We start from the raw sequence: 19,059 nt of genomic DNA, 5'->3' as shown, positions 1-19,059 counted from the left end.
GTGCCGTAGCGCCGATGGTACTGCGTCCTAAGACGTGGGAGAGTAGGTCACCGCCAAACCTAGTAAAAGACACACGTAACTCTCTAAACGATCCAATAACAAAACGCCGGCCCAAAAGGCCGGCGTTTTTGCGTTTGGAGACTTCTTCCAACCACCGTCGAACCGGGACAGGCCCGCGCCGCGCAGCCTGCCGGTCCTCCTTGTCCATCGTCAATGCGTGCCCGGGCGGCGCGCGACACTCTGCCTGCATCACGGGGGCCGCAGGGGCCCCGTACGCACAGGAGACGACGACATGACAGACATCGACCTCAGACAGGACGTGATCGACGAGCTCGAGTACGAGCCGAGCCTCGATGCCGCGGACATCGGCGTTGCGGTCGAGAACGGCACGGTGACGCTCACGGGCTACGTGCGAAGCTATGCCGAGAAGCGCACCGCGGAGGCCACGGTCAAGCGGGTCAAGGGGGTGCGCGCGATCGCGCAGGAAATCGAGGTGCGACCGGCCGGCACCCACCTGACCGCCGACGACGAGATCGGCAAGCGGGCGACCCGGTCGCTCGACTGGAACAGCTCGGTCCCCGACGAAACCGTTCAGGTGAAGGTCGAGAAGGGCTGGGTCACGCTCACCGGCAAGGTGAAGTGGCATTTCCAGAGAACCGCGGCGGAAAAGGCGGTCCAGGGGCTCGCCGGCGTGCGCGGCATCACCAACCTCGTCGAGATCGTGCCGGCCATATCGGTCACCGACGTGCGCCAGCGCATCGAGAACGCGCTGAAGCGCGATGCGGAGCTCGAGGCCAAGCGCATTTCGGTCGCGGTGAAGGACAGCAAGGTCACGCTCACCGGCCGGGTGCACAGCTGGGCCGAACGCAACGCGGCCGAGCGCGCCGCCTGGGCCGCGCCCGGTGTGACCACCGTCGAGGACCAGATCTCGATCGGCGCGTGAGCGCCGCGCCTGAAGGAGGATATCATGGCAAAGCAATCGACTGAAACGAAGGCGGCATCGCAGGCGCTGCACGCGGATGCGGAAGCGGAACTCGAGGAACTGCGCGAAGCGGCGCTGCTTCTGGGCCGCAATCTCAAGGACTTCGGCAAGGCGCGGCTGCGGGCGGCCGGGGCCGACCTCGGGGAAACCTCGGAAACGATGCTCGCGCGTGGCCGCGAAATGGAGAAGGCGGTTGAGCACAGCATGCGGGCGCATCCCGCGAACTGGGTCGCGGGCACCCTGGGCGTGGTCGGGGTCGGGGTGCTGATCGGCATGTTGCTGCGCAATCGCCAATGAAGGCACTCAAGGACGCGTTGCGTGACCTGACGGCCAGCGTCATCCGGGCTTCCTTCCTGCTCGGGACGCTGGCCGTCCTGTCCCTGACCGCCTGGGGGTGCATCGTGGCCGGGGTCATCGTCGTGCTGGGCCCCGCGGTGGGGACCGGGGGCGCGCTGCTGATCGCCGGGGGCGGGTCGGCGGCCCTCCTTCTGTTGATCCTCGGTGTCATGATGCTCAACCAACCCAGCGCGCCGCCGCCGGAGCCGGAGCGCCGCGCGCCGATGGGCGGGGTCGCGATCAGCCTCCTTGCCGCGCTGTCGGGCGGGGTTCGCCTGCGCCTGGCCTTGGCCGCGAGCGCCGCGCTTCTTGCGGCTGTCGCCGTGCTCCTGCCGCCCCGCGACAAGGGCGAGGAGTAGGGCACATTGCCGGCGGTCAATGCTGGGCGTCGTGATATGTTGCAGGCTTGTGGCGACCGGAAGGTGGCGTTCAACCGGATGTCCTGGCGCGCCTCGCCGACATGGGAAACGCCGGGATCGGGTTCCGCACGGACGAGATCCCTTTCGGTCGGGGCCGCCGCGCGTCCCTGACGCACCGGGCCTGACTGCCGGCGCTCCGGGTGCGGGCGGCCCCTTCCGATTTCCTCAGGCTTCGTCCGCGATCACCGCCTCGTCGATGCCGTAATGGCGCGCGCAGGCGTCTTCGCGCCCGCGGACGACGCGTTTGCCTTTCAGGACACCCGAAGTCTCGGTCACCACGGTGCATTGCGCCTCGGGCTGGTCGCCGTGGTGGAAGAAGACGACAACCCAGTCGTTCGTGCGCCCCAGCCGATGCGCGAGCGCTGTGTTCGAATAGAGCAGCGTGAAGTGCCAGTCGCCGCGTTTGAGGTGCAGGATCGGGAGCCAGGCGGTGCCCATCGGATTGAACCGGCGTGGCGCGATCAGCCGCAGCTCGCCTGCCTGCGCCTTGCGGCGGTAGAGCGCGTCGGCTTCGAGGATCATCGCCACCGGGGGCGGATCGGTCACGCTGCGGCGTCCGCGCGCACGCCGGATCGGTTCAAGCCGGGCCTTGAGCGTGGCCAGAAGAGCGGCCCGGCGGCGGGGGCCCAGCCCGCGCACCCGCACGTCCTGGTCGGTCAACGCGGCTTCGAGGTTCTCAAGGGTTTCGACGTCCAGCGTACGTGCGAAGCGTTCGGCCAGGGCAGGGCCGACCCCCGGCAGGGTGGCGAAGAGCTGTTCCGGCGATGTCTCTCCCGACAATCGGTCGAACTGGGTCCAGCGCCCGGTGGTGAGCATCTCGACCACGGCGCCAGCGATGCCCTGGCCGATGTCGGGCAGCGCGATGAGCGCCGCGGGCCCGCCGCGCGCGTGAAGGTCGCGCACCGGCTCTTCCAACCCCGCGATCCGGTCGGCCGCCGCGCGATAGGCGCGGGGCCGGAACCCGTCGGCGCCCTGCGCATCGAGCAGGTCGGCGAAGGACGCGAGCCGCGCGGCGATCTGCCGGTTCTCGCGCAGTCCGGTTTCGGCGTTCCTGGCCATGGCCCTCCTCCTTGGCGTCACCGTCGCCGCAGGGGCCGCCTGTCGCAATGTGCGCCGTCAATGCGTGCCAGGGCCGAGGGGCGCAGGAGGAAGGGGCGCCACGAGACGAGGAGGGGCCGCCGGTGAACGACGATGCAATCGAACTCGAGGGGACCGAAACGCCATCCGTCCCGATCCCGGAGGATGGCCTCATCCTGCTGCCCCTGCGCAATTTCGTGGCTTTTCCGGGTACCGTCTTCCCCCTCAGCGTGGGGCGTGCGCGCACGATGGCGGCGGTGGAGCAGGCGATCCGCGAGGACCGCAAGCTGGGCATCGTGCTCCAGCACGACCCGCACGAGGAGGAGCCGGGCGAGGACGAGCTGCACAAGGTGGGCTGCGTGGCCGAGATCCTGCGCTTCGTCGAGGGGCACGGAGACGGCAGCCACCTGATCTGCCGTGGCATCGGGCGGTTTCGCCTCGACGGTATGATCGCCGAAACCCCGTTTCTCGTGGCGCGGGTCGAAATGATCCCCGAGGTCGAGGCCGACCGGGTTCGCCCGGAAACCGAGGCACGGTTCCAGCAGCTGCGCGCGCTTGCCGTCGAAAGCCTCACCCTGATGCCCGACGCGCCCGAGGGGCTCGCCGCCACGGTGGCCGAGATGCGCGACCCGGCGCACCTGGCGGACCTGGCGGCGGCCTATTCCGACAGCCCTGTCGAGGAACGCCAGAAGGTGCTGGAAACGATCGATCTCAACGCCCGGGTCAAGCTCGTCACCAAGATGCTCAAGCGGCGCGTCGACGTGCTGCGCATTTCGCGCGAGATCGGGGACCAGACCCGTGTTGCGCTGGAAGGGCGACAGCGTGAACTGATCCTGCGCGAACAGCTGGCCGCGATCCGCCGGGAGCTCGGCGAGACCGAGCATGGCGTGGACGAAGACATTTCCGAACTGACGGCTGCGATCGAGAAGGCCGGCATGCCCGAAGAAATCGAGGCGCAGGTCATGCGCGAACTGGCGCGATACGAGCAGATGCAGCCCGCGGCGGCGGAATCCGCGCTGATCCGAACCTGGATCGACTGGATGATCGAACTGCCCTGGGCGCAACCCCTGGAAGAGCCCGTCGACCTGGACGAGGCGCGCAAGATCCTTGATGCGGACCATTACGGGCTCAAGAAGGTGAAGACCCGGATCGTGGAATACCTTGCGGTGCGCCGGCTCGCCCCCGAAGGCAAGGCGCCGATCCTGTGCTTCGTCGGGCCGCCGGGGGTGGGCAAGACGTCGTTGGGCAAATCCATCGCGCACGCGCTTCACCGCCCGTTCGCGCGTCTGAGCCTGGGCGGCGTTCATGACGAGGCCGAGATCCGCGGGCATCGCCGCACCTACGTGGGCGCCATGCCCGGCATGGTGATCCAGCAGCTGCGCCGCGCGGGCGCACGCAATTGCGTGCTCATGCTCGACGAGATCGACAAGCTGGGCCACGGCGTCGGTGGCGACCCGGCCGCGGCCCTGCTCGAGGTTCTAGACCCGGCCCAGAACACGGCGTTCCGGGACAACTACCTTGGCGTGGACTACGACCTGTCGCACGTTGTCTTCCTGACCACGGCCAACGCGCTCGACACCATCCCGTTGCCCCTGCGCGACCGGATGGAGATCATTTCGCTGCCCGGCTACCTCGAAGAGGAGAAGCTCAGGATCGCCAAGCGCTACCTCGTGCGCAACCAGCGTGCGGCCACGGGGCTCGGCGCCGGGCAGGTGCGCATCACGGATGCCGCGCTGACCGAGGTCATTCGCCATTACACCCGCGAGGCCGGGGTGCGCGGGCTCGAACGCCAGATCGGCGCATTATTGCGCCATGCCGCCGTCGCGGTGGTCGAGGGACGGCAGGGTACGCAGGTGATCGGCAAGAAGGACGTGGCCCAGATCCTGGGCCCGCGCCGGTTCGAGAACGAGGTCGCCGCGCGCACCAACCTGCCGGGCGTCGCGACCGGCCTGGCCTGGACCCCGGTGGGCGGCGACATCCTGTTCGTGGAAGCGAGCCGCATGCCGGGCAAGGGCAAGCTCGTCCTGACCGGCCAGCTGGGCGACGTGATGCGCGAAAGCGCGCAGGCGGCCTTGACGCTGGTGAAAGGACGCGCGGGCAAGCTCGGGCTCACCCCTGAGATCTTCGAGACCGAGGATTTCCACATCCACGTCCCCGCCGGTGCCACGCCCAAGGACGGTCCCTCTGCCGGGGTCGCGATCTTCGCCGCGCTGGCCTCGCTCCTCATCGGGCGCAAGCTGCGTTCGGATACGGCAATGACCGGGGAAATCTCGCTGCGCGGCCTCGTCCTGCCCGTGGGCGGCATCCGCGAAAAGGTCGTCGCGGCGGCCGCGGCTGGCATCACGCGCGTGCTGCTGCCCGCGCGCAATCGCCACGATTACGAGGACATTCCGGAAGCGGCGCGCAAGAGCCTGAGCTTCGTCTGGCTGGAGAGCGTCGAGGACGTGCTCGAAGCGGCGCTTGAGAAGGCGGGGAAGTGATAGGGCGTCTGGATCCGATCCGGCAGGTTGCACGGGAAGAAGAAGATGCCGGACCGGACCCGGTCGAGGATCGATTGCCGGACTGCCCACGGTTTGATCCGACCAACCGGGAGCATAGCGCACGATGCCTGTCAGCAGGGGCCGCCACCGTCAACGTCCACGGCCCGAGTCTCCTCCGGCGGGCTGGCTGACGGGTGGCGACCCCAGATCGGCAGGTCTCGACGCTTCGCCGGTCCATCATTGCCCGGTCTGCGCCTTGCGACGGTTTCCGGGGTCTTTCTCCGGGTCGGCTCCACGTGCCGATGGGTCACCATCGCACGGTCCGGGCGCCCCGGCATTGACGAAGGTCAACGGTTCAGGGGTTTTCCCATCCGGCGCCGTCACAGGACAGCCCCAGCCGGTCGAGCCCGGCCAGGAGGTAGTCGGCCAGGCGCGGCGTGCCGAGCAGGTATTCGGAGGTGAAATCGGTATGTTCGTCGACCGCGATCGCGCGCAGACTGTCCCAGTCCTCGGTTTCGTCGCGCCCCAGCCACATCACGGTGACCAGGTCGATCTGCGCGTCGTGGTCGAGGTCGTCGATCAGGTGGCGCAACTCGGCCTCGATCGCATCATGGCCGCGATCCTCGAGCACATCGGTTTCCGGGTCGTCCTCGTCCGGGTCGTCCGTGCTTGCGGCGCTCTTGCCCATGAGATCGTGCGCGCCGCGGGCGATGGCGCAGATCGTCTCGAGCGTGACGGTCATCTCGGTGGCGGTGTCCTCGTCCATCGGTTCAGGCCCACAATTCCTGCAACGGCCCGCGCATGGCATGGCTGACGTGGTCGAGCTCGCCCATCGACACCTTGCGCCGGAGCAGGTCGAAGACCGTCGCCACGGCGCGCTCGGCATCGTCGAGCGGCTCGCGCTGGAACCGCCCCGCCACCCGGCCGAGGAACGCGGTCTTGGAGCGCGGGTGCACCGGCGTCGCGGACGGGTTCCAGCCCGTGTAATAGATGCCGCGCATGATGAGCGGCAGCTGCGCGGCAAGGTCGGCGGCCTCGTCCACGGTGAGGTAGTCGCGCACGGCGTGAAGCGTCTCGGTGAGAAGAAGGTAGGCGCGGCCCCGTTCGGCCTCGGACCAGTCGAGATCCTCGATCAGGCGGTTGGTCCATTCGGCCACCACCTGCGGGGCCTCGTCCACGGGCGTGTGTCCTGTCGTTCCCATCGCATCGGTCCTTCTGCAGCTGCGGGGCGAGCATGGCGCGCGCCCCGCCGCCTGCCAATGATGGTGGTCAATGCGCCCGGTGCCTCCGGGTGCAGGCTGTCCGGGCACACCCGATCCGGCCAACGGGCCGGGGTAGTACCCAAGGAGCGACAGATGAAAGTCAGCGATGCGATGCACGGACCCGCCGAATGGGTCGAGGCGGACACACCGGTCAAGGAAATCGCGGCCCGCATGGAAAAGGACGACATCGGCGCCGTGCCGATCGGCCGCGACGACAAGCTCGTCGGCATGGTGACCGATCGCGACATCGCGCTCCGGGTCGCCGCCAAGGGCCTCGATGCCGCCAAGACGACCGCCGAGCAGGTGATGACGAAGGGCGTCATCTTCTGCCGCGACGAGGAAAGCGTCGAGGACGCGGTGCATCTCATGGACCAGAGGAAGATCCGCCGCCTGCCGGTACTGGACAAGGACAAGCGCATGATCGGCATGCTGAGCCTCGGTGACGTGGCCCATGCCTCGGGTCTCCAGCTGGCCGGTGAGCTGGCGCGCGCCGTCGCGGATCATCACCGGTGAGGCGGGCGTGATACATCGAGCTCCCGCCCCCCGCATTTGGTACGTCGTCATCAATGGCCACCAGGCGCGCATCCTGCACGGTCTCGACGACGAAGCCGAGACGGTCCTCGAGGGGCCCGACCGCACGCTGCGCGACACGCTCGACGACCGGCCCACGCGCAGCTACGCGAGCGCGGGCAGCGCACGTTCGGCCGTGGAGCCGGGCCACGATCCGCTGGCCGAGGACGCGCGCCGCTTCCTGCGCGACGTCTTCGAGCAGCTCGACCGGGACCGGCGCGCCGACGCCTTCGACGCGCTCGTGCTGGTCGGGGCGCCCGGCATCGTCGGCACCTGGCGCGAGACGATCCCCGGCACGCTCGCCCCGCTCGTGCAGTCCGAAATCGTGCGCAACCTGGTCCCGCTCCCTGCCGCCGATCTTCGGGCGGCGCTGGCCGATCTGGAGAAGACGTGAACCGCTACCGGCGCCGCGCCTTGAACCCCGGAGCGCGCGCGGCGCCGGTCCCGGCCAGCAGCGCTGCAAGCCCGGCGTCGAGCCATTGTCCCACGCCGTTCCGGTTCAGGTGATCGGTGTCGAAATAGGATGCGGGCTCCGGCACCGCCGCTTCGAAATCCACGAAGGTCAGGTCATGACGCGCCACGATGTCGATCAGCGCAGCGTCGAGTTCGGGTGTCGCCGGCAGGCGCGCGCGGAAGCGGTCGGGCAGGGGCGGGCACACGAGCACGACCTGCGCCCCGTTGGTCCGCGCTAGGTCCACCAATCCCTCGAACTCTGCCAGCGCGGCGGCGCGCGCGGTTTCGTCCGGCGGGCCGGGGTAGAGGTAGTCAAGGCGCGCGGCGTCGGCGGCGGGCGAGGGGCGTGGGCTGGTGTCGAACCGCGCCTCGGCCTCCCACACGTCCCGCTTCAGCCGGTCGTGATCGTTGATCCGGGCAAACCCGGTGGCATAGGCGGCCAGGGCCCCCGTTGGCAGCCCATGCGGCACGGCTCGCATGAAGGCGGCGAGCGTACGACGGTCGGCCGGAATCTTCGGCAATACGTCCGCGTCGTCGATCCGCCCCGCGTTCCAGCGTTCGTCCAGGAAAGTGAAACGGTCGACCACCACGAGAACGCCCGAAGCGCGGTGGTCGGCGAAGAACCGATCCGCGATGAGCCGCGCGGTGAACGGTCCACCGCCCGTGAGCGCCAGGCTTAGCATGTCCGCCCCGGTGCGCGCGGCGATGACCTTGGGCATGTCACCCATCGACAGGGGAAGCGCGTGGGAGGCGCCGAGGACGATCCAGTCCACCTCGGCGGGCGCCATTGCGATGCGGTGGAACGGATTGCGCGCGCTCTTGGCGCGCAGGATCTGATCGGCGGCCACGAAAAGCACGCCGTAGAGCAACGCCAAGAGGCCCAGGAAAAGCGCAATGCGACGCGGTTGCCACCTGGCTTCAGAACGCTGCATAGATGAACTCCGTATCCTGCCAGTGTCCGGCGACGAGGAGCAGCGCCAGGGCTGCGTACCACCCGGCCCAGCGGATCGGGCGGCGCGCGGCGGTCACGAGCTCGGCGACCGGTGAAGGACCGTGCCGCGCCTCGGCCGCGATCTCGACGATCAGAAGCGCCGCGATCAGAGTGAAGCCCCAGAGATGCGCCTGGGTGAACGGATAGGCGGCGACCAGGGCGGGCAGGCCCGGCAGCGCCTCGCCGATGCGCTCGAGTATGGTCCAGGCCGTGGCCAGGTCGGCGGCGCGGAAGAAGACCCAGGTGACAAGGATCAGGTGGAAGGTGACGGCCGTGCGCAGGACCCGGCCCGCCACGCGGCGGGGCTTGGGCAGCAGGCGTTCACCGAGGACCAGCGCGCCGTTCAACGCGCCCCAGGCCAGGAACCCCCACCCGACGCCGTAGCCCAGCCCGGCATGCCAGAGCCCCGACAGCATGAAGACCGTCATCAGGTTCACCATCTGGCGTGTGCGCCCCGCGCGGCTGCCGCCCAGCGGGATGTAGACGAAGTCGCGGAACCAGCGCCCCAGCGTGATGTGCCAGCGCGCTGCCCAGAAATCCGTGACGGTCGTGGCGAGGTAGGGGCGCGCGAAATTGCGCGACAGGCGCAGCCCGACGAACAGTGACAGGCCGACCGCGATGTCCGCGTAGCCGGAGAAATCGCAGTAGATCTGGAAGGCGAAGAAATAGGTGGCGAGCAAGAGCTCCATCGGCGGCGCGTAGGCCGGGATCGCATAGGCCGCGTCCACGACCGGGGCAAGGCTGTCGGCGATCACCAATTTCTTCACGAGCCCCACCAGCAGGAAGGAAAGCCCCAGCGCGGCCATGTCCGGTTTCAGCCCCAGCGCGGGAAGCTGCGGCATGATCGACTGGGGCCGTTCGATCGGGCCTGCCAGCAGCTTGGGAAACCACGCGATGTGCAGGGCCGCGTCCGCCTGGCTCCAACTTTCGTGCCGCCGTGCGGCTTCGGCCAGAAGCGCGACGGCGGTGAACACGATGAAGGACAGGCCGGGCGGGCCCCCGGGGTCCGGCAGGCCCACCGCGTCCGCGAACTTGGCCCAGACGAGCACGGCCAAGAGGATCACGATCGCCACCCCGCGCCCAAGCCAGGGGCGGTCGCGCGTGCCCATTTCGAGCCCCGCGAGCGTCACGGCCCCGAGGCCCACGGCCCAGACGAACCGGACCGGGTCGGGTGCCGTGTAGAACAGAAGGCTCAGGACCAGGAGCCAGCCCACGCGGAAGCGTTGGGGCAGGATCGTGAGACCGGCGAGCAGGATCGCGAGGAAGAACCAGAAACCGGGGGAGGTGTAGCTCATCCGCCCGGTGCCCCGTTCAATAGGAGGCGCCGCCCGCCCTCAGCGCCGGCGGGATCGCGTCGATCGGCAGGCCGCCGTTGACGACGAGGTAGTCGGCGAGCTGCCCGCGTTCCGCTTCGCTCAGGGGCACTTCGACATGGCTCGGCTTGTTCAACGTACCGAGCCAGGCCTCGCGGGTGCGGGCCTGTGTCACGACCACCGTCACGATGTGGCAGGACTGGCAACGCGCCAGCGTCATGTCACGCCCGTCCCACGGCAGGTCGGCCGGATCCGTGATGGCACCGGCATAGGCCAGGTATTCCGCCGCCGTGCGCCGCGTCCAGTCGTCGAGCCCATAGGCGGGATCGTCGAGCAGCGCGCTCCACGCCTCGGCATCGCGGGGCTGGGTGAGCGTATCGGCAAGGGCCGGGGCGCGGTCGAGCAGACGCTCCACGATGCTGCGCCCGCCCGCGGGGATGAAGTCGAACAGGTCGTCCTGCGCGCGCAGCGGCGAGGCGAGGACGAGGGAAAGGGTGAAAAGGATCGCGAGACGGGTCATGGCGGGTCAGAACCGAAGCTCGGCGGGCACGTCGCCCACCTGCATCGGCATGTTGATGGCGGAATAGTCGGCGAAGATGGCCTTTTCCTGCGCGCTCATGTCGATCGGGCCGTGGAACGGCGACGCGAAAGTGCCGAGCCACGCCTGCCGGTCGCGCCGCTGCATGAGGTAGCCGGTGAAGAGCGAATGGCAGGACTGGCAATGGCGCAGGGCGAGCGTGCGCCCGTCCGGGGGAAGCTCCGCTTCCGTGGTCGGGGTCACGTTCGCGAGGTAGGCGGCAAGCGTGCGGGCCTCGGTCTCCGGCATGTCCGGCGCATCGGCGGCGATATCTGCCTGCCAGTCTTCGACGCTCTGCGTGCGCGCCAAGACCTCGGCCCGTGCCTCCGGCGTGCCGTAGACGCGGGGCAGAAGGTCGCCGCCACCGCGCGGCATGAAGGCGAAGGCGTCGCGTCGCGGCGGCGGCGTCGCCTCGGCGTTGCTGCCCACCGTCGGTGCGTCCTCCCGGTCGGGAAGCGTGGCCGGCCCGTCGCCGTTGGCGAATGCGAAACCGATCGGCAGGAGCAGGGCGAGAAGGACGGTCCGCCCCGTCATGTCGACCTCTTCGGGGCCCGGTAGTCGAGGACCGGCACGTTCATGATTTCGGCGGGCTCGAGGTTCGGACCCTCGCCGCGCATCCGGTCGAGGCCCAAGACCTCGCGTTCGCCCAGGTACTGTTCACCGCAGTTCGGACAGACCATCGCGGGGATGTTGCGCACCACCATCAACCCCTCACCGCGCCAGAACGCCATGCGCGCGCGGTCCGGTTTGAGCGTACCCAGCTCGCAGCGCCCGCAGGTCGGGGCGAGCTCCGGGTCGGTGGTGTCGGTGGAGGTCAGGGCGGGGCGCAGGGGCGTGACATTGTCGGCCATGGTTCACACCATCTTTCGGGCGGCGTCCGCGATGCCATCGGCATTGGGGCGCATCCAGTTGAACATTTCGGGCGAGGCGGGGGGCGGCGCGTCGGGGAAGGCGATGCGCCGGAAGCGCGCGCCGTCCACGTTCTCGGCGCAGCGCGCCACCACCTCGGCCGCCGGGCCGAGCGTGTAGTAGGACTGGTCCACCGCCAGCAGTCGCCCGGTCTTTCCGACCGATCCGACCAGCGTTTCGGTATCCATCTCCTTGAGCGCGCGCAGGTCGATGACCTCCACCGACATGCCGTCGGCGCCCAGTATCTCGGCCGCGCCCAGCACGTCCGGCATCCCGGCGCCCGAGCCCACGAGCGTGATGTCCGAACCTTCCTGGCGCACCGCCGCCTTGTCGAGCGGGACCTCGTAAGGCTCGTCCGGCACCTCCTCGAAGAGCATCCGAAGGCCCGCCGGGTAGAGGTAGACCACGGGGTCCGGGCTGCGCAGGGCCGCGTGCATAAGTCCCTTGGCGTCATAGGGTGTCGACGGGACCACCGTGCGCACGCCGGCGATGTGCATGTAGGCGCTGTCGACCTCGTAGTCGGAGTGCTGCCCGGCGAAGCCCGGCGTCTGCCCGGTCATCTCGATGACGAAGACCACGGGCATCGACGCGCGGCCACCGGTCATGTGGCGCAGTTTGCCCGCGTGGTTCTGGATCACCTGGAACGGCATTCCGGCGCCCTGGTAGGGCACGTAGGTCGCGGCGCGCGATCCGGCGAGCCCGGCGCCCAGCACGGCCGAGCACATCCAGTTCTCGTCGATCCCGGTGTTCACCACGCGTTTCTTGCCGAACTCGGTTTCAAGGTTGATCACCGGCATGTCCGGGTTCGACGCCACGGGGGGCGTCAGCTCGAAGATCCAGGTCATCGCCGGATCGTCGCGCATTTCCCACTGCACGGCCTCCAGCACCGAATACATCCATGTCTTGACGGTCATGATCTCTCTCCCGTTTCAGGCCATTTGACGCGGGGCGACCACGCCTTCGGCGAAGACGTGCTTGAGGCCGTCCTCGGGCGTGCAGAGCGGCTGCTCGGCGGCCCAGGCGAAGGCCGCGTCGACCTCCGCGCGCACGTCCGTCTCCATCGTGTCGGCCGTGGTTTCGTCCATCACGCCCCAGTCGATGAGCGTGGCGCGTGCGATGTCGACGGGGTCGCGCTGCATCCAGGAGCGCAGTTCGCGTTCGGGGCGGAACGAGCTGATGGCGAGCGGGTCGTAACCGAACGCCCCAAGCTTGCCGACCTCTGCCCCCGGCGCGCCCCAGTGGTTGTAGTAACGGTAGGTCTTGGCCTCGATGAAGCTCGGCCCGCCCCCTGCGCGCGCCCGGTCCACCGCCTCTTTCGCGGCGTTGTAGACCTGGAACACGTCCTGGCCGTCCACCACCCGCGCGGGGATGCCATAAGCCCGCGCGGCATCGGCGATGTCGGCATGCGGGCAGGAGTGAGAATAATGCGCGTACTGGTGGTAGAGGTTGTTCTCCAGCACGTAGATGAACGGCAGGTCGAGCAGCCGCGCATTGTTCAGGGCCGAGTGGAAATGCGGCGTGGCATAGGTGCCGTCGCCGCCGAAAACGACGGACACCTGGTCCGACCCGCGCGCGCGGAAGGCAAAGGCGCTCCCCGTTGCGATCACGTGGCCCGGCCCGATCATCCCGTCCGCGCCGATGAAACCCACGTCCGGGTCCGAGATATGCATCTCGGCGGCGTAGCCGTTGTTGAGGCCGGTGGCGCGAAAATCGAATTCCGCCTGCATCTTGGCCATGTCCACGCCCTTGGCGATGGCATGGCCCGTGGGGCGGTGCGTGGAATAGACGAGGTCGATCTGGTCGAACGGCCCGTCGTTGCGCAGGGCGGCGCAGACCCCTGTGGCGACCGCCTCCTGGCCCGCGTAGAAGTGGTTGTAGGCCCGGTAGCTCGGGTCCGAGAGCATCTTGTCGGCCATCGTACGTTCGTGCCAGCGGATGCGCAGGATGGTGCGCAGCATGTGGCGCAGCGTGTCGTCCGACAGGTCCATCGCGTAGTAGCCGATCTCGTTCTCGGAGCGCGCCAGCGTTCCGGTGAACCCGGCCGCGGCCCCCGCGAGCGTCGCGATCTGGAGAAAGCCACGTCGGCTCATCCCCCCGCGCTGTCTCTCGGTGTCCGGTGTCATGTCGTTGCTCATGGTGTCCTCCTTTCATCGGCAGAGGTCAGGTCGGCGCGCTCATTCCTGGATGCGCTCGACGTATTGCGCGATGGACAGCGTCCGACCGCGGATCATCGCCTCGGCGCCGTAGGGGCCGATCAACGGGAACAGGTCGTCGAGGAACCGGCGCCCGAAGCGCGGCATGACGGAATCGTGCGGCCGCATGCCCGAGCGTCCGTCGATGGTCTGGATCACGTAGAGCATCGGGAACGCGCCCTCGTTGCGCGCCGACAGCCCGGTGATGTCGGGCACTTCGGCGACCAGCATCTCGGTCATCGGGCCGTCGCCCTTGCCGCCCGTACCGTGGCAGACGGCGCAGTTTTCCTCGAACAGAAGGGCTTCGATGTCCGGGTTTTCCTGGGCCAGAACGGGTGCCGCGAGCAGGGCGGCGCACAGGGTCATGACAGGTTTCATGGTAGGCTCCTTCGTTTTGCGCCAGCATGCTTGGACGGGTGCCTTGGCGCATTGTCAGCGGTCAACGGGGGCCGGGCCGGTACCCGGCAGGATCAGGATCGGAGGGTCAGATGGCGGATCAGGAGGACATCACGCGGTTCCTGTCGCACCCGGCCGCCTTCGGGGCGATCATCGACGAGGTCGCGCATGTGCTGGCCGGCTTCCCGCGCTCCCCGGCCGCCGGGCGGGCCCCGGACTGGGCCGAGGCGGCGCACCGGATATTGGCGCAGGACGCACCGCTGATCGCGGCGCGCGCGGACCGGGGCGCGGTGCGGCGCTGTCACGGGGATCTCCACCTGCGCAACATCGTGCTGATCGACGGCGAACCGGTGCTTTACGACGCGCTGGAGTTCGACGAGGCGATGGGCACTTCCGACATCGTCTACGACATCGCCTTCCTCGTGATGGACCTGTGCCACCGGGGACTTGCGCGGCAAGCCTGCCGGGTGCTCGAGGCCTGGCTCCTGGGCTTCGACGGGGCCGAGGATGACGGGCTTGCCATACTTCCCCTGTGCCTGTCGCTGCGCGCCGCGATCCGCGCGATGGTCGCGCTTCAGACGGCCGCGGCGCGCGGCACGGATGGTGAGAGCGAGGCGCGGGGCTACATCGAGGAAGCGTGCCGATACCTCGCCCCGCGCGCCCCGGTCTGTATCGCCGTGGGCGGGATGTCCGGCACCGGCAAGAGTGTTCTGGCACGCGCGCTCACGGCCGGGACGGGGGCCGCGCCAGGCGCGATCTGGCTCGCCTCCGACGTGCTGCGCAAGGCGGGCGGCGGGACGGTGCAGTACGACCGGGCGGCGCGTGGCGCGGTCTATGACCGGATGGCGGCGCGGGCGCGCGCGATCCTTGCGGCCGGCCACTCCGTGGTGCTCGACGCGACCTTCCTCGACCCGGCCCGGCGCCGACAGGTGCGGGACGTGGCCGACGCGGCGGGCGTCCCCTTCGCAGGGCTCTGGCTCTCTGCACCGCCGGACATTCTGCGCGACCGGGTCGCGGGGCGGCGGGGCGATCCGTCCGACGCGGACCTCGCCGTCCTTGAGCGGCAACTGGCGGGCGGGGCTGATGCGCCGGACTGGGGCCGGGTGAGTGCGGCCGGAACACCGCAGGACACGCTCGAACGGGCCCGCGCCGCGCTCGCGCCGCTCGTGCCCACGCCCGCTTGACGGTCGTCAATGCGCGCGTCCCCGGGTTTGGCACAGTGAAGCCGATCATGGTCGCGCGAGTTCTTGCCTGTCCCATGTTGGAGCGTGGTCATGGTTTATTGCCGCCGGTCAGACAATTGTCCCACCCCGTCTGGCCGGCGGTGCCCTTTTCGGCAAACGGAGACGAAGACATGACGAAGACCAGCATTCCCGTGACCCGCGACAAGGCCCCCAAGGAGGCGCGCACGCCCGCGCCCTGGGGCGGTTTCGGCAACCTGCGCGAGGAGATGGAGCGCCTGTTCGACGCGTTCGAGCCGCGCGCCTGGTTCGACAGGGATGCACCCGCGCTGGGCCTCAGCCCGGCGATCGACCTTGTCGAGAACGCCGACACCTTCACGATCACGACCGAGCTTCCGGGCCTCGCCCCCGAAGACGTGTCCGTGAAGATCGCGAATGGCACTTTGACGATCTCGGGCGAGAAGTCCGAGGAGAAGAAAGAAGACGAAGGAGAGACCTGGCACATGCGCGAACGGCGCTGGGGACGCTTCCAGCGTTCGATCCGCATGCCCGACAGCGTGGACCGCGACAAGGTCGACGCCCAGTTCGCCAAGGGCGTCCTGACCGTGACCATGCCGAAGTCGAAGGAGGCGAAGGCCTCCGAGCGCGACGTCGCGATCAAGGCGGCCTGACGGGGCCGCATGGCGCGCTACCGGGACCGAGCAGCCGCCGCCGACGCGCTGATCGGGCAACTGCCCGACGACATAGGGGACGATTGGCTTGTCCTGGCCCTGCCGCGCGGCGGCGTTCCGGTCGGCGCACCGATCGCCCGTCACCTGGGCGCGGCCTTCGACGTGCTCATCCTGCGAAAGGTCGGCGCCCCCGGCAATCCGGAGCTGGCGCTCGCCGCCGTGACGGGGCCGGGGCCCGACCAGATCGCCTATAACGATGCGTTGTGCGTGCAGCTGGGGATGGATCATGCCCGGGTGCACGCCTTCGCGGCGCCCCAGATCGAAGAGGTCGCCCGGCGCGAAGCGCTTTGGCGCGGCGTGCGCCCGGCGCAGCCGCTGCAAGGGCGCAAGGTTCTGATCGTCGACGACGGCATGGCGACCGGCACCACGATGGCCGCCGCCGTGCAGGCGGTGCGCGCTGGTGGTGCGACGAGGATCGCGGTTGCCGTGCCGGTCGCGCTGGGCGACGCGCTCGACGCCCTGCGCGACCGCGATCTCACCGTCATCTGCCCCTGGCCCGAGGCGCCGCTGGGCGGCGTGGGCCAGGCCTATGCAGCGTTCCCGCAAGTCCCGGACGAGGTGGTGCGCGCGGCGCTCGAAGACGCGGCGTCAGGGTCCGGCACCGCGCCGTGAACAGCGCCCAACCGTGACGCGCACACTTTTGCACAATTCAACCCCGGACGGCATCCGCCCCCCTGTGGCAGACTTCCCGTAGGACCACGCGTCCGATATTGCGATGAAGATTTTCTCGGGGGGGATATCATGCAAACATCGATCAAAGACGGCCGTATCACGACCAGTGCCTGTGCCAACTGCCAGTCCCGCGGGCTGGGATTCTGTTCCCTGCTCACCGGGGAAAGCCGCAAGCGCTTCGCGGCGGCGACCTACCGATCCCGCTACGTTCAGGGGGCCGAGATCGCCGCGCAGGACGAACCCAACGACCGGATCGGGGTCGTGGCCTCTGGACTCGTCAAGAACGTGGTGATCACCGAGAACGGGGACGAGCACCTCATCCAGATCGTCAAGCCGGGCCAGTTCGTCGGCGACCCCAACCGCGAGACCAACAGTTTCTCGTCCGAGGCGGCGATCCCCGCCGAGGTGTGCTGGATTCCCCGTCCGGCCTGGCTTGCCTACCTCAACGAATCCCCCGCGCATTTCCAGGCTTTCGTGGCGACGCTTGCCGATCAGTTCGAGGCGACGCGCCAGACCGTGATCAAGATGCGCGGACGCAATACGACGCAGCGCGTGGCCCTGTGGCTTCTGGAGCAAGTGCCGCTCGCCACCGGCGGTCGGGAGACGGTCGTCCATATCCCGCTCACCCGGCGTGACCTGGCGTCGCTCCTCGACATGACGGTCGAGACGCTGTGCCGGGCGCTTCACCAACTCGACACCCGCGGGGCCATCACGCTGCTCGCGCCCGACGTGGTCGAGGTGACCAACATGGCGCGGCTGCGCACGCAGGCGAAATGGCACGACGACCGGGTGCAGCAGACATTGGCCCGCCCGGCGTTCCAGGCGCTCGGCAGCGCGCGCAGGAACTGGAGCGATCTGTCCGCCGCGGATGCCGGCCACGACCTTTCCCTGTCCGCGCCGCGTCCGCGCGCCGTTGTCGGAGGTGATCGCCGTCAATGACGGCGCGCGCGGGACGCGATGAGTTGAAGCGAACCATCGCGAAGGAGCGCATCATGCGACCGAAGACCATTTCCGTCATTCTGTTCGACGAGGACGAAGCCAAGTGGCTGATCGAGCAGACCACCACGCTCGCCGCGGCCTGCGATGCCCACGTCATTGCGCTGAACCCGTTCTCGCCCATCCTCTACGCCGGCGGCTTCGCGACGGATCCCACCGTGTTCGGCACGTTGCAGGAATGGGAGACGGAGCAATCCCAGGCGCTGCGCACGGCGTTCGAGGACCGGCTGCGCCGCGACGGCGTGGCGGGCGAGTTCCGGTCCCAGGAAAGCATGTTCGGCGCCGAGCCGTTCCTCCTCTCGGCCGCGCGGGGCTCCGACCTGGTCGTGATCGGTGCGAACCGGCCCGACCGCCGCTCGCTCGACGAGCGGACATTGGTCGAGCGGCTGATCCGCGACATGGGACGCCCCGTGATGATGCTGTCGCCGGAGAAAGCGCTGGGCGGTCTCGCCAAACGCCTTCTGATCGGCTGGAGCGAAACGCGCGAGGCGACGCGCGCGGCGCATGACGCGCTGGCGCTGGCCGCGCCCGGTGCCGAGATCGAACTGGTGACGATCACGGCGCACGAGGGGGACCATGTCCCCGGCCTCAGCCCGCGCGAAGACCTGGCCGCGGCCCTCGACCGGCACGGGTTCAAGGTCCGGGTGACCGACCGGATCGAAGGGGCCGAGAACCGGGCCAACGACCTGGTCGCGGCGGCCGACGCGGCCAAGGCGGACCTGTTGGTCTCCGGCGCCTTCGGTCATTCGCGGACCTACGATTTCGTCATCGGCGCGGTGACGCGCGACCTTCTGTCGAAGGCGGAGCGTCCGTTGTTCCTTTCGAAATAGGCGCGGGCCCCGGGCTCAGGGCCGGATCGCCAGCCGGTCCACCACGGTCGTCACGCCCGGCGCCGACCACGCCGCGCGCTCGGCAGCGGCGCGCTCGGCGAGGCTGCGCACGCTGCCTTCGAGCGTCACGGAGGCGCCGGCCACATCGACCCGGATATCGGAATTGTGCAAGAGCGCATCGCGCGCAAGCGCCGCCTCGATCTTTCCGCGCAGCCCCGCGGGGACATGCTTCGGCGCGATGACGATCTGGTTGAAGATGCTGCGCACCCCGGCCAGCGGCTCGATAGCGGCCTCGGCGGCGTGACGCTCGTAGGCCCATTCCACGTCTCCCGTCAGCGTGACACGGCCCTTCTCGACCTTCACCTGGATGGCGTCCGAAGGCACCGTGCCGTCATAACGCAGGGCGGCGACGGCGCGCGCGGCGATCTCGTCGTCAGCGTCCGTGTGTTCGCCCGCCAGCCGCACCTCGAGCTCCTGCGCGATGGCGCGCACGCCCTGGACACGCGCGGCGATGCGTTCGGCCATGCGTTTCTGGGCGAAGCTCGGTACGTGACCGGCAAGCGTGACCGTGCCGTCCTCGACCGAGACGGCGATATCGGCGGCATCGAGGCTGGGTTCGAATTCCAGCGCCTCGAGGATGTCATGTCTGAGCGCGGTGTCTTTCATGGGAGGCCCTCCTGGCTGGGTGACGC

General features: G+C 69.1%; 23 protein-coding genes. 11 read left to right on the top strand and 12 right to left on the bottom strand.

The annotated features are described in order from the left end of the window. The first annotated feature begins 292 nt into the window (after window positions 1–292). The 3 genes from GQE99_RS02420 to GQE99_RS02410 are packed head-to-tail and all read left to right on the top strand — an operon-like array spanning window position 293 to window position 1,677. Entirely contained in the window at window positions 293–943 is a 651-nt protein-coding gene (locus GQE99_RS02420; protein WP_161349985.1) for a BON domain-containing protein, read from the top strand. 24 nt (window positions 944–967) lie between these two features. Further along, the gene (locus GQE99_RS02415; RefSeq protein ID WP_161349984.1) at window positions 968–1,279 is read left to right on the top strand and encodes a hypothetical protein; all 312 of its coding nucleotides are present in this window, start codon (window positions 968–970) and stop codon (window positions 1,277–1,279) included. Then, a complete protein-coding gene (locus GQE99_RS02410; RefSeq protein ID WP_161349983.1) occupies window positions 1,276–1,677 on the top strand; it encodes a hypothetical protein in 402 nt (133 codons plus the stop codon). Before GQE99_RS02415 ends, GQE99_RS02410 begins: the two co-directional genes overlap by 4 nt. 225 nt (window positions 1,678–1,902) lie before the next feature. On the opposite strand, the gene GQE99_RS02405 is transcribed toward GQE99_RS02410, so the two are convergent. Further along, entirely contained in the window at window positions 1,903–2,796 is an 894-nt protein-coding gene (locus GQE99_RS02405) for a nucleotidyltransferase family protein (RefSeq protein WP_161349982.1), read from the bottom strand. A 122-nt stretch (window positions 2,797–2,918) separates the two neighbouring features. On the opposite strand from GQE99_RS02405, the gene lon reads away from it, so the two are divergent. Further along, window positions 2,919–5,294 carry an endopeptidase La gene (lon, locus tag GQE99_RS02400; RefSeq protein ID WP_202530550.1) on the top strand — a complete coding sequence of 792 codons (2,376 nt, stop codon included), beginning with the start codon at window positions 2,919–2,921 and terminating at the stop codon, window positions 5,292–5,294. Window positions 5,295–5,649: 355 nt separating this feature from the next. Here the strand turns inward: lon and GQE99_RS02395 are convergent, their stop codons facing one another. Both GQE99_RS02395 and GQE99_RS02390 read right to left on the bottom strand, forming a co-directional pair. Next, entirely contained in the window at window positions 5,650–6,060 is a 411-nt protein-coding gene (locus tag GQE99_RS02395) for a DUF3775 domain-containing protein (protein ID WP_161349980.1), read from the bottom strand. A 4-nt stretch (window positions 6,061–6,064) separates the two neighbouring features. After that, window positions 6,065–6,496, bottom strand: coding sequence for a DUF2267 domain-containing protein (locus tag GQE99_RS02390; protein ID WP_161349979.1), 432 nt, complete (start codon window positions 6,494–6,496; stop codon window positions 6,065–6,067). A gap of 153 nt (window positions 6,497–6,649) precedes the next feature. Here GQE99_RS02390 and GQE99_RS02385 point away from each other — a divergent pair, with 153 nt between their 5' ends. Together GQE99_RS02385 and GQE99_RS02380 are read left to right on the top strand one after the other, a co-directional pair. Then, window positions 6,650–7,069, top strand: coding sequence for a CBS domain-containing protein (locus GQE99_RS02385; RefSeq protein ID WP_161349978.1), 420 nt, complete (start codon window positions 6,650–6,652; stop codon window positions 7,067–7,069). Next, window positions 7,008–7,520, top strand: coding sequence for a host attachment protein (locus tag GQE99_RS02380; protein WP_161349977.1), 513 nt, complete (start codon window positions 7,008–7,010; stop codon window positions 7,518–7,520). Before GQE99_RS02385 ends, GQE99_RS02380 begins: the two co-directional genes overlap by 62 nt. 4 nt (window positions 7,521–7,524) lie before the next feature. Here the strand turns inward: GQE99_RS02380 and GQE99_RS02375 are convergent, their stop codons facing one another. The 8 genes from GQE99_RS02375 to GQE99_RS02340 are packed head-to-tail and all read right to left on the bottom strand — an operon-like array spanning window position 7,525 to window position 13,939. Next, window positions 7,525–8,454, bottom strand: a complete 930-nt coding sequence (locus tag GQE99_RS02375; RefSeq protein ID WP_161349976.1) for a hypothetical protein — start codon at window positions 8,452–8,454, stop codon at window positions 7,525–7,527. Window positions 8,455–8,497: 43 nt separating this feature from the next. Then, a complete protein-coding gene (locus tag GQE99_RS02370; protein ID WP_161349975.1) occupies window positions 8,498–9,865 on the bottom strand; it encodes an MBOAT family O-acyltransferase in 1,368 nt (455 codons plus the stop codon). Window positions 9,866–9,881: 16 nt separating this feature from the next. After that, window positions 9,882–10,403, bottom strand: a complete 522-nt coding sequence (locus GQE99_RS02365) for a hypothetical protein (protein ID WP_161349974.1) — start codon at window positions 10,401–10,403, stop codon at window positions 9,882–9,884. Between the two features lie 6 nt (window positions 10,404–10,409). Further along, entirely contained in the window at window positions 10,410–10,994 is a 585-nt protein-coding gene (locus GQE99_RS02360) for a hypothetical protein (protein ID WP_161349973.1), read from the bottom strand. Continuing rightward, window positions 10,991–11,311 carry a type II toxin-antitoxin system MqsA family antitoxin gene (locus GQE99_RS02355; protein WP_161349972.1) on the bottom strand — a complete coding sequence of 107 codons (321 nt, stop codon included), beginning with the start codon at window positions 11,309–11,311 and terminating at the stop codon, window positions 10,991–10,993. Before GQE99_RS02355 ends, GQE99_RS02360 begins: the two co-directional genes overlap by 4 nt. Before the next feature lie 3 nt (window positions 11,312–11,314). Continuing rightward, window positions 11,315–12,283: an alpha-ketoacid dehydrogenase subunit beta gene (locus GQE99_RS02350; RefSeq protein ID WP_161349971.1), complete on the bottom strand. Its 969-nt coding sequence runs from the start codon at window positions 12,281–12,283 to the stop codon at window positions 11,315–11,317. 15 nt (window positions 12,284–12,298) lie between these two features. Then, window positions 12,299–13,504, bottom strand: coding sequence for a thiamine pyrophosphate-dependent dehydrogenase E1 component subunit alpha (locus GQE99_RS02345; protein ID WP_202530549.1), 1,206 nt, complete (start codon window positions 13,502–13,504; stop codon window positions 12,299–12,301). Between the two features lie 39 nt (window positions 13,505–13,543). Then, on the bottom strand, window positions 13,544–13,939 hold the full coding sequence (locus tag GQE99_RS02340; protein WP_161349970.1) for a c-type cytochrome: 396 nt from the start codon (window positions 13,937–13,939) through the stop codon (window positions 13,544–13,546). A gap of 110 nt (window positions 13,940–14,049) precedes the next feature. Here GQE99_RS02340 and GQE99_RS02335 point away from each other — a divergent pair, with 110 nt between their 5' ends. From GQE99_RS02335 to GQE99_RS02315, 5 genes are all read left to right on the top strand, one after another. After that, the gene (locus tag GQE99_RS02335) at window positions 14,050–15,141 is read left to right on the top strand and encodes a bifunctional aminoglycoside phosphotransferase/ATP-binding protein (protein ID WP_235917082.1); all 1,092 of its coding nucleotides are present in this window, start codon (window positions 14,050–14,052) and stop codon (window positions 15,139–15,141) included. A gap of 170 nt (window positions 15,142–15,311) precedes the next feature. Next, window positions 15,312–15,809 carry an Hsp20/alpha crystallin family protein gene (locus GQE99_RS02330; protein WP_161349968.1) on the top strand — a complete coding sequence of 166 codons (498 nt, stop codon included), beginning with the start codon at window positions 15,312–15,314 and terminating at the stop codon, window positions 15,807–15,809. A gap of 9 nt (window positions 15,810–15,818) precedes the next feature. Continuing rightward, on the top strand, window positions 15,819–16,481 hold the full coding sequence (locus GQE99_RS02325) for a phosphoribosyltransferase (RefSeq protein ID WP_161349967.1): 663 nt from the start codon (window positions 15,819–15,821) through the stop codon (window positions 16,479–16,481). 129 nt (window positions 16,482–16,610) lie between these two features. Next, on the top strand, window positions 16,611–17,480 hold the full coding sequence (locus tag GQE99_RS02320) for a Crp/Fnr family transcriptional regulator (protein ID WP_161349966.1): 870 nt from the start codon (window positions 16,611–16,613) through the stop codon (window positions 17,478–17,480). A 53-nt stretch (window positions 17,481–17,533) separates the two neighbouring features. Next, window positions 17,534–18,367: a universal stress protein gene (locus tag GQE99_RS02315; protein ID WP_161349965.1), complete on the top strand. Its 834-nt coding sequence runs from the start codon at window positions 17,534–17,536 to the stop codon at window positions 18,365–18,367. Between the two features lie 15 nt (window positions 18,368–18,382). Here the strand turns inward: GQE99_RS02315 and GQE99_RS02310 are convergent, their stop codons facing one another. Further along, window positions 18,383–19,033: a BON domain-containing protein gene (locus tag GQE99_RS02310; RefSeq protein ID WP_161349964.1), complete on the bottom strand. Its 651-nt coding sequence runs from the start codon at window positions 19,031–19,033 to the stop codon at window positions 18,383–18,385. Window positions 19,034–19,059: the final 26 nt, after the last annotated feature.

Origin of the sequence: Maritimibacter harenae (assembly GCF_009882975.1) — a bacterium.
Classification (GTDB): domain Bacteria; phylum Pseudomonadota; class Alphaproteobacteria; order Rhodobacterales; family Rhodobacteraceae; genus Maritimibacter; species Maritimibacter harenae.
Note: the sequence above shows the minus strand (reverse complement) of the source record. Positions and strands in the feature narration are given on the sequence as shown.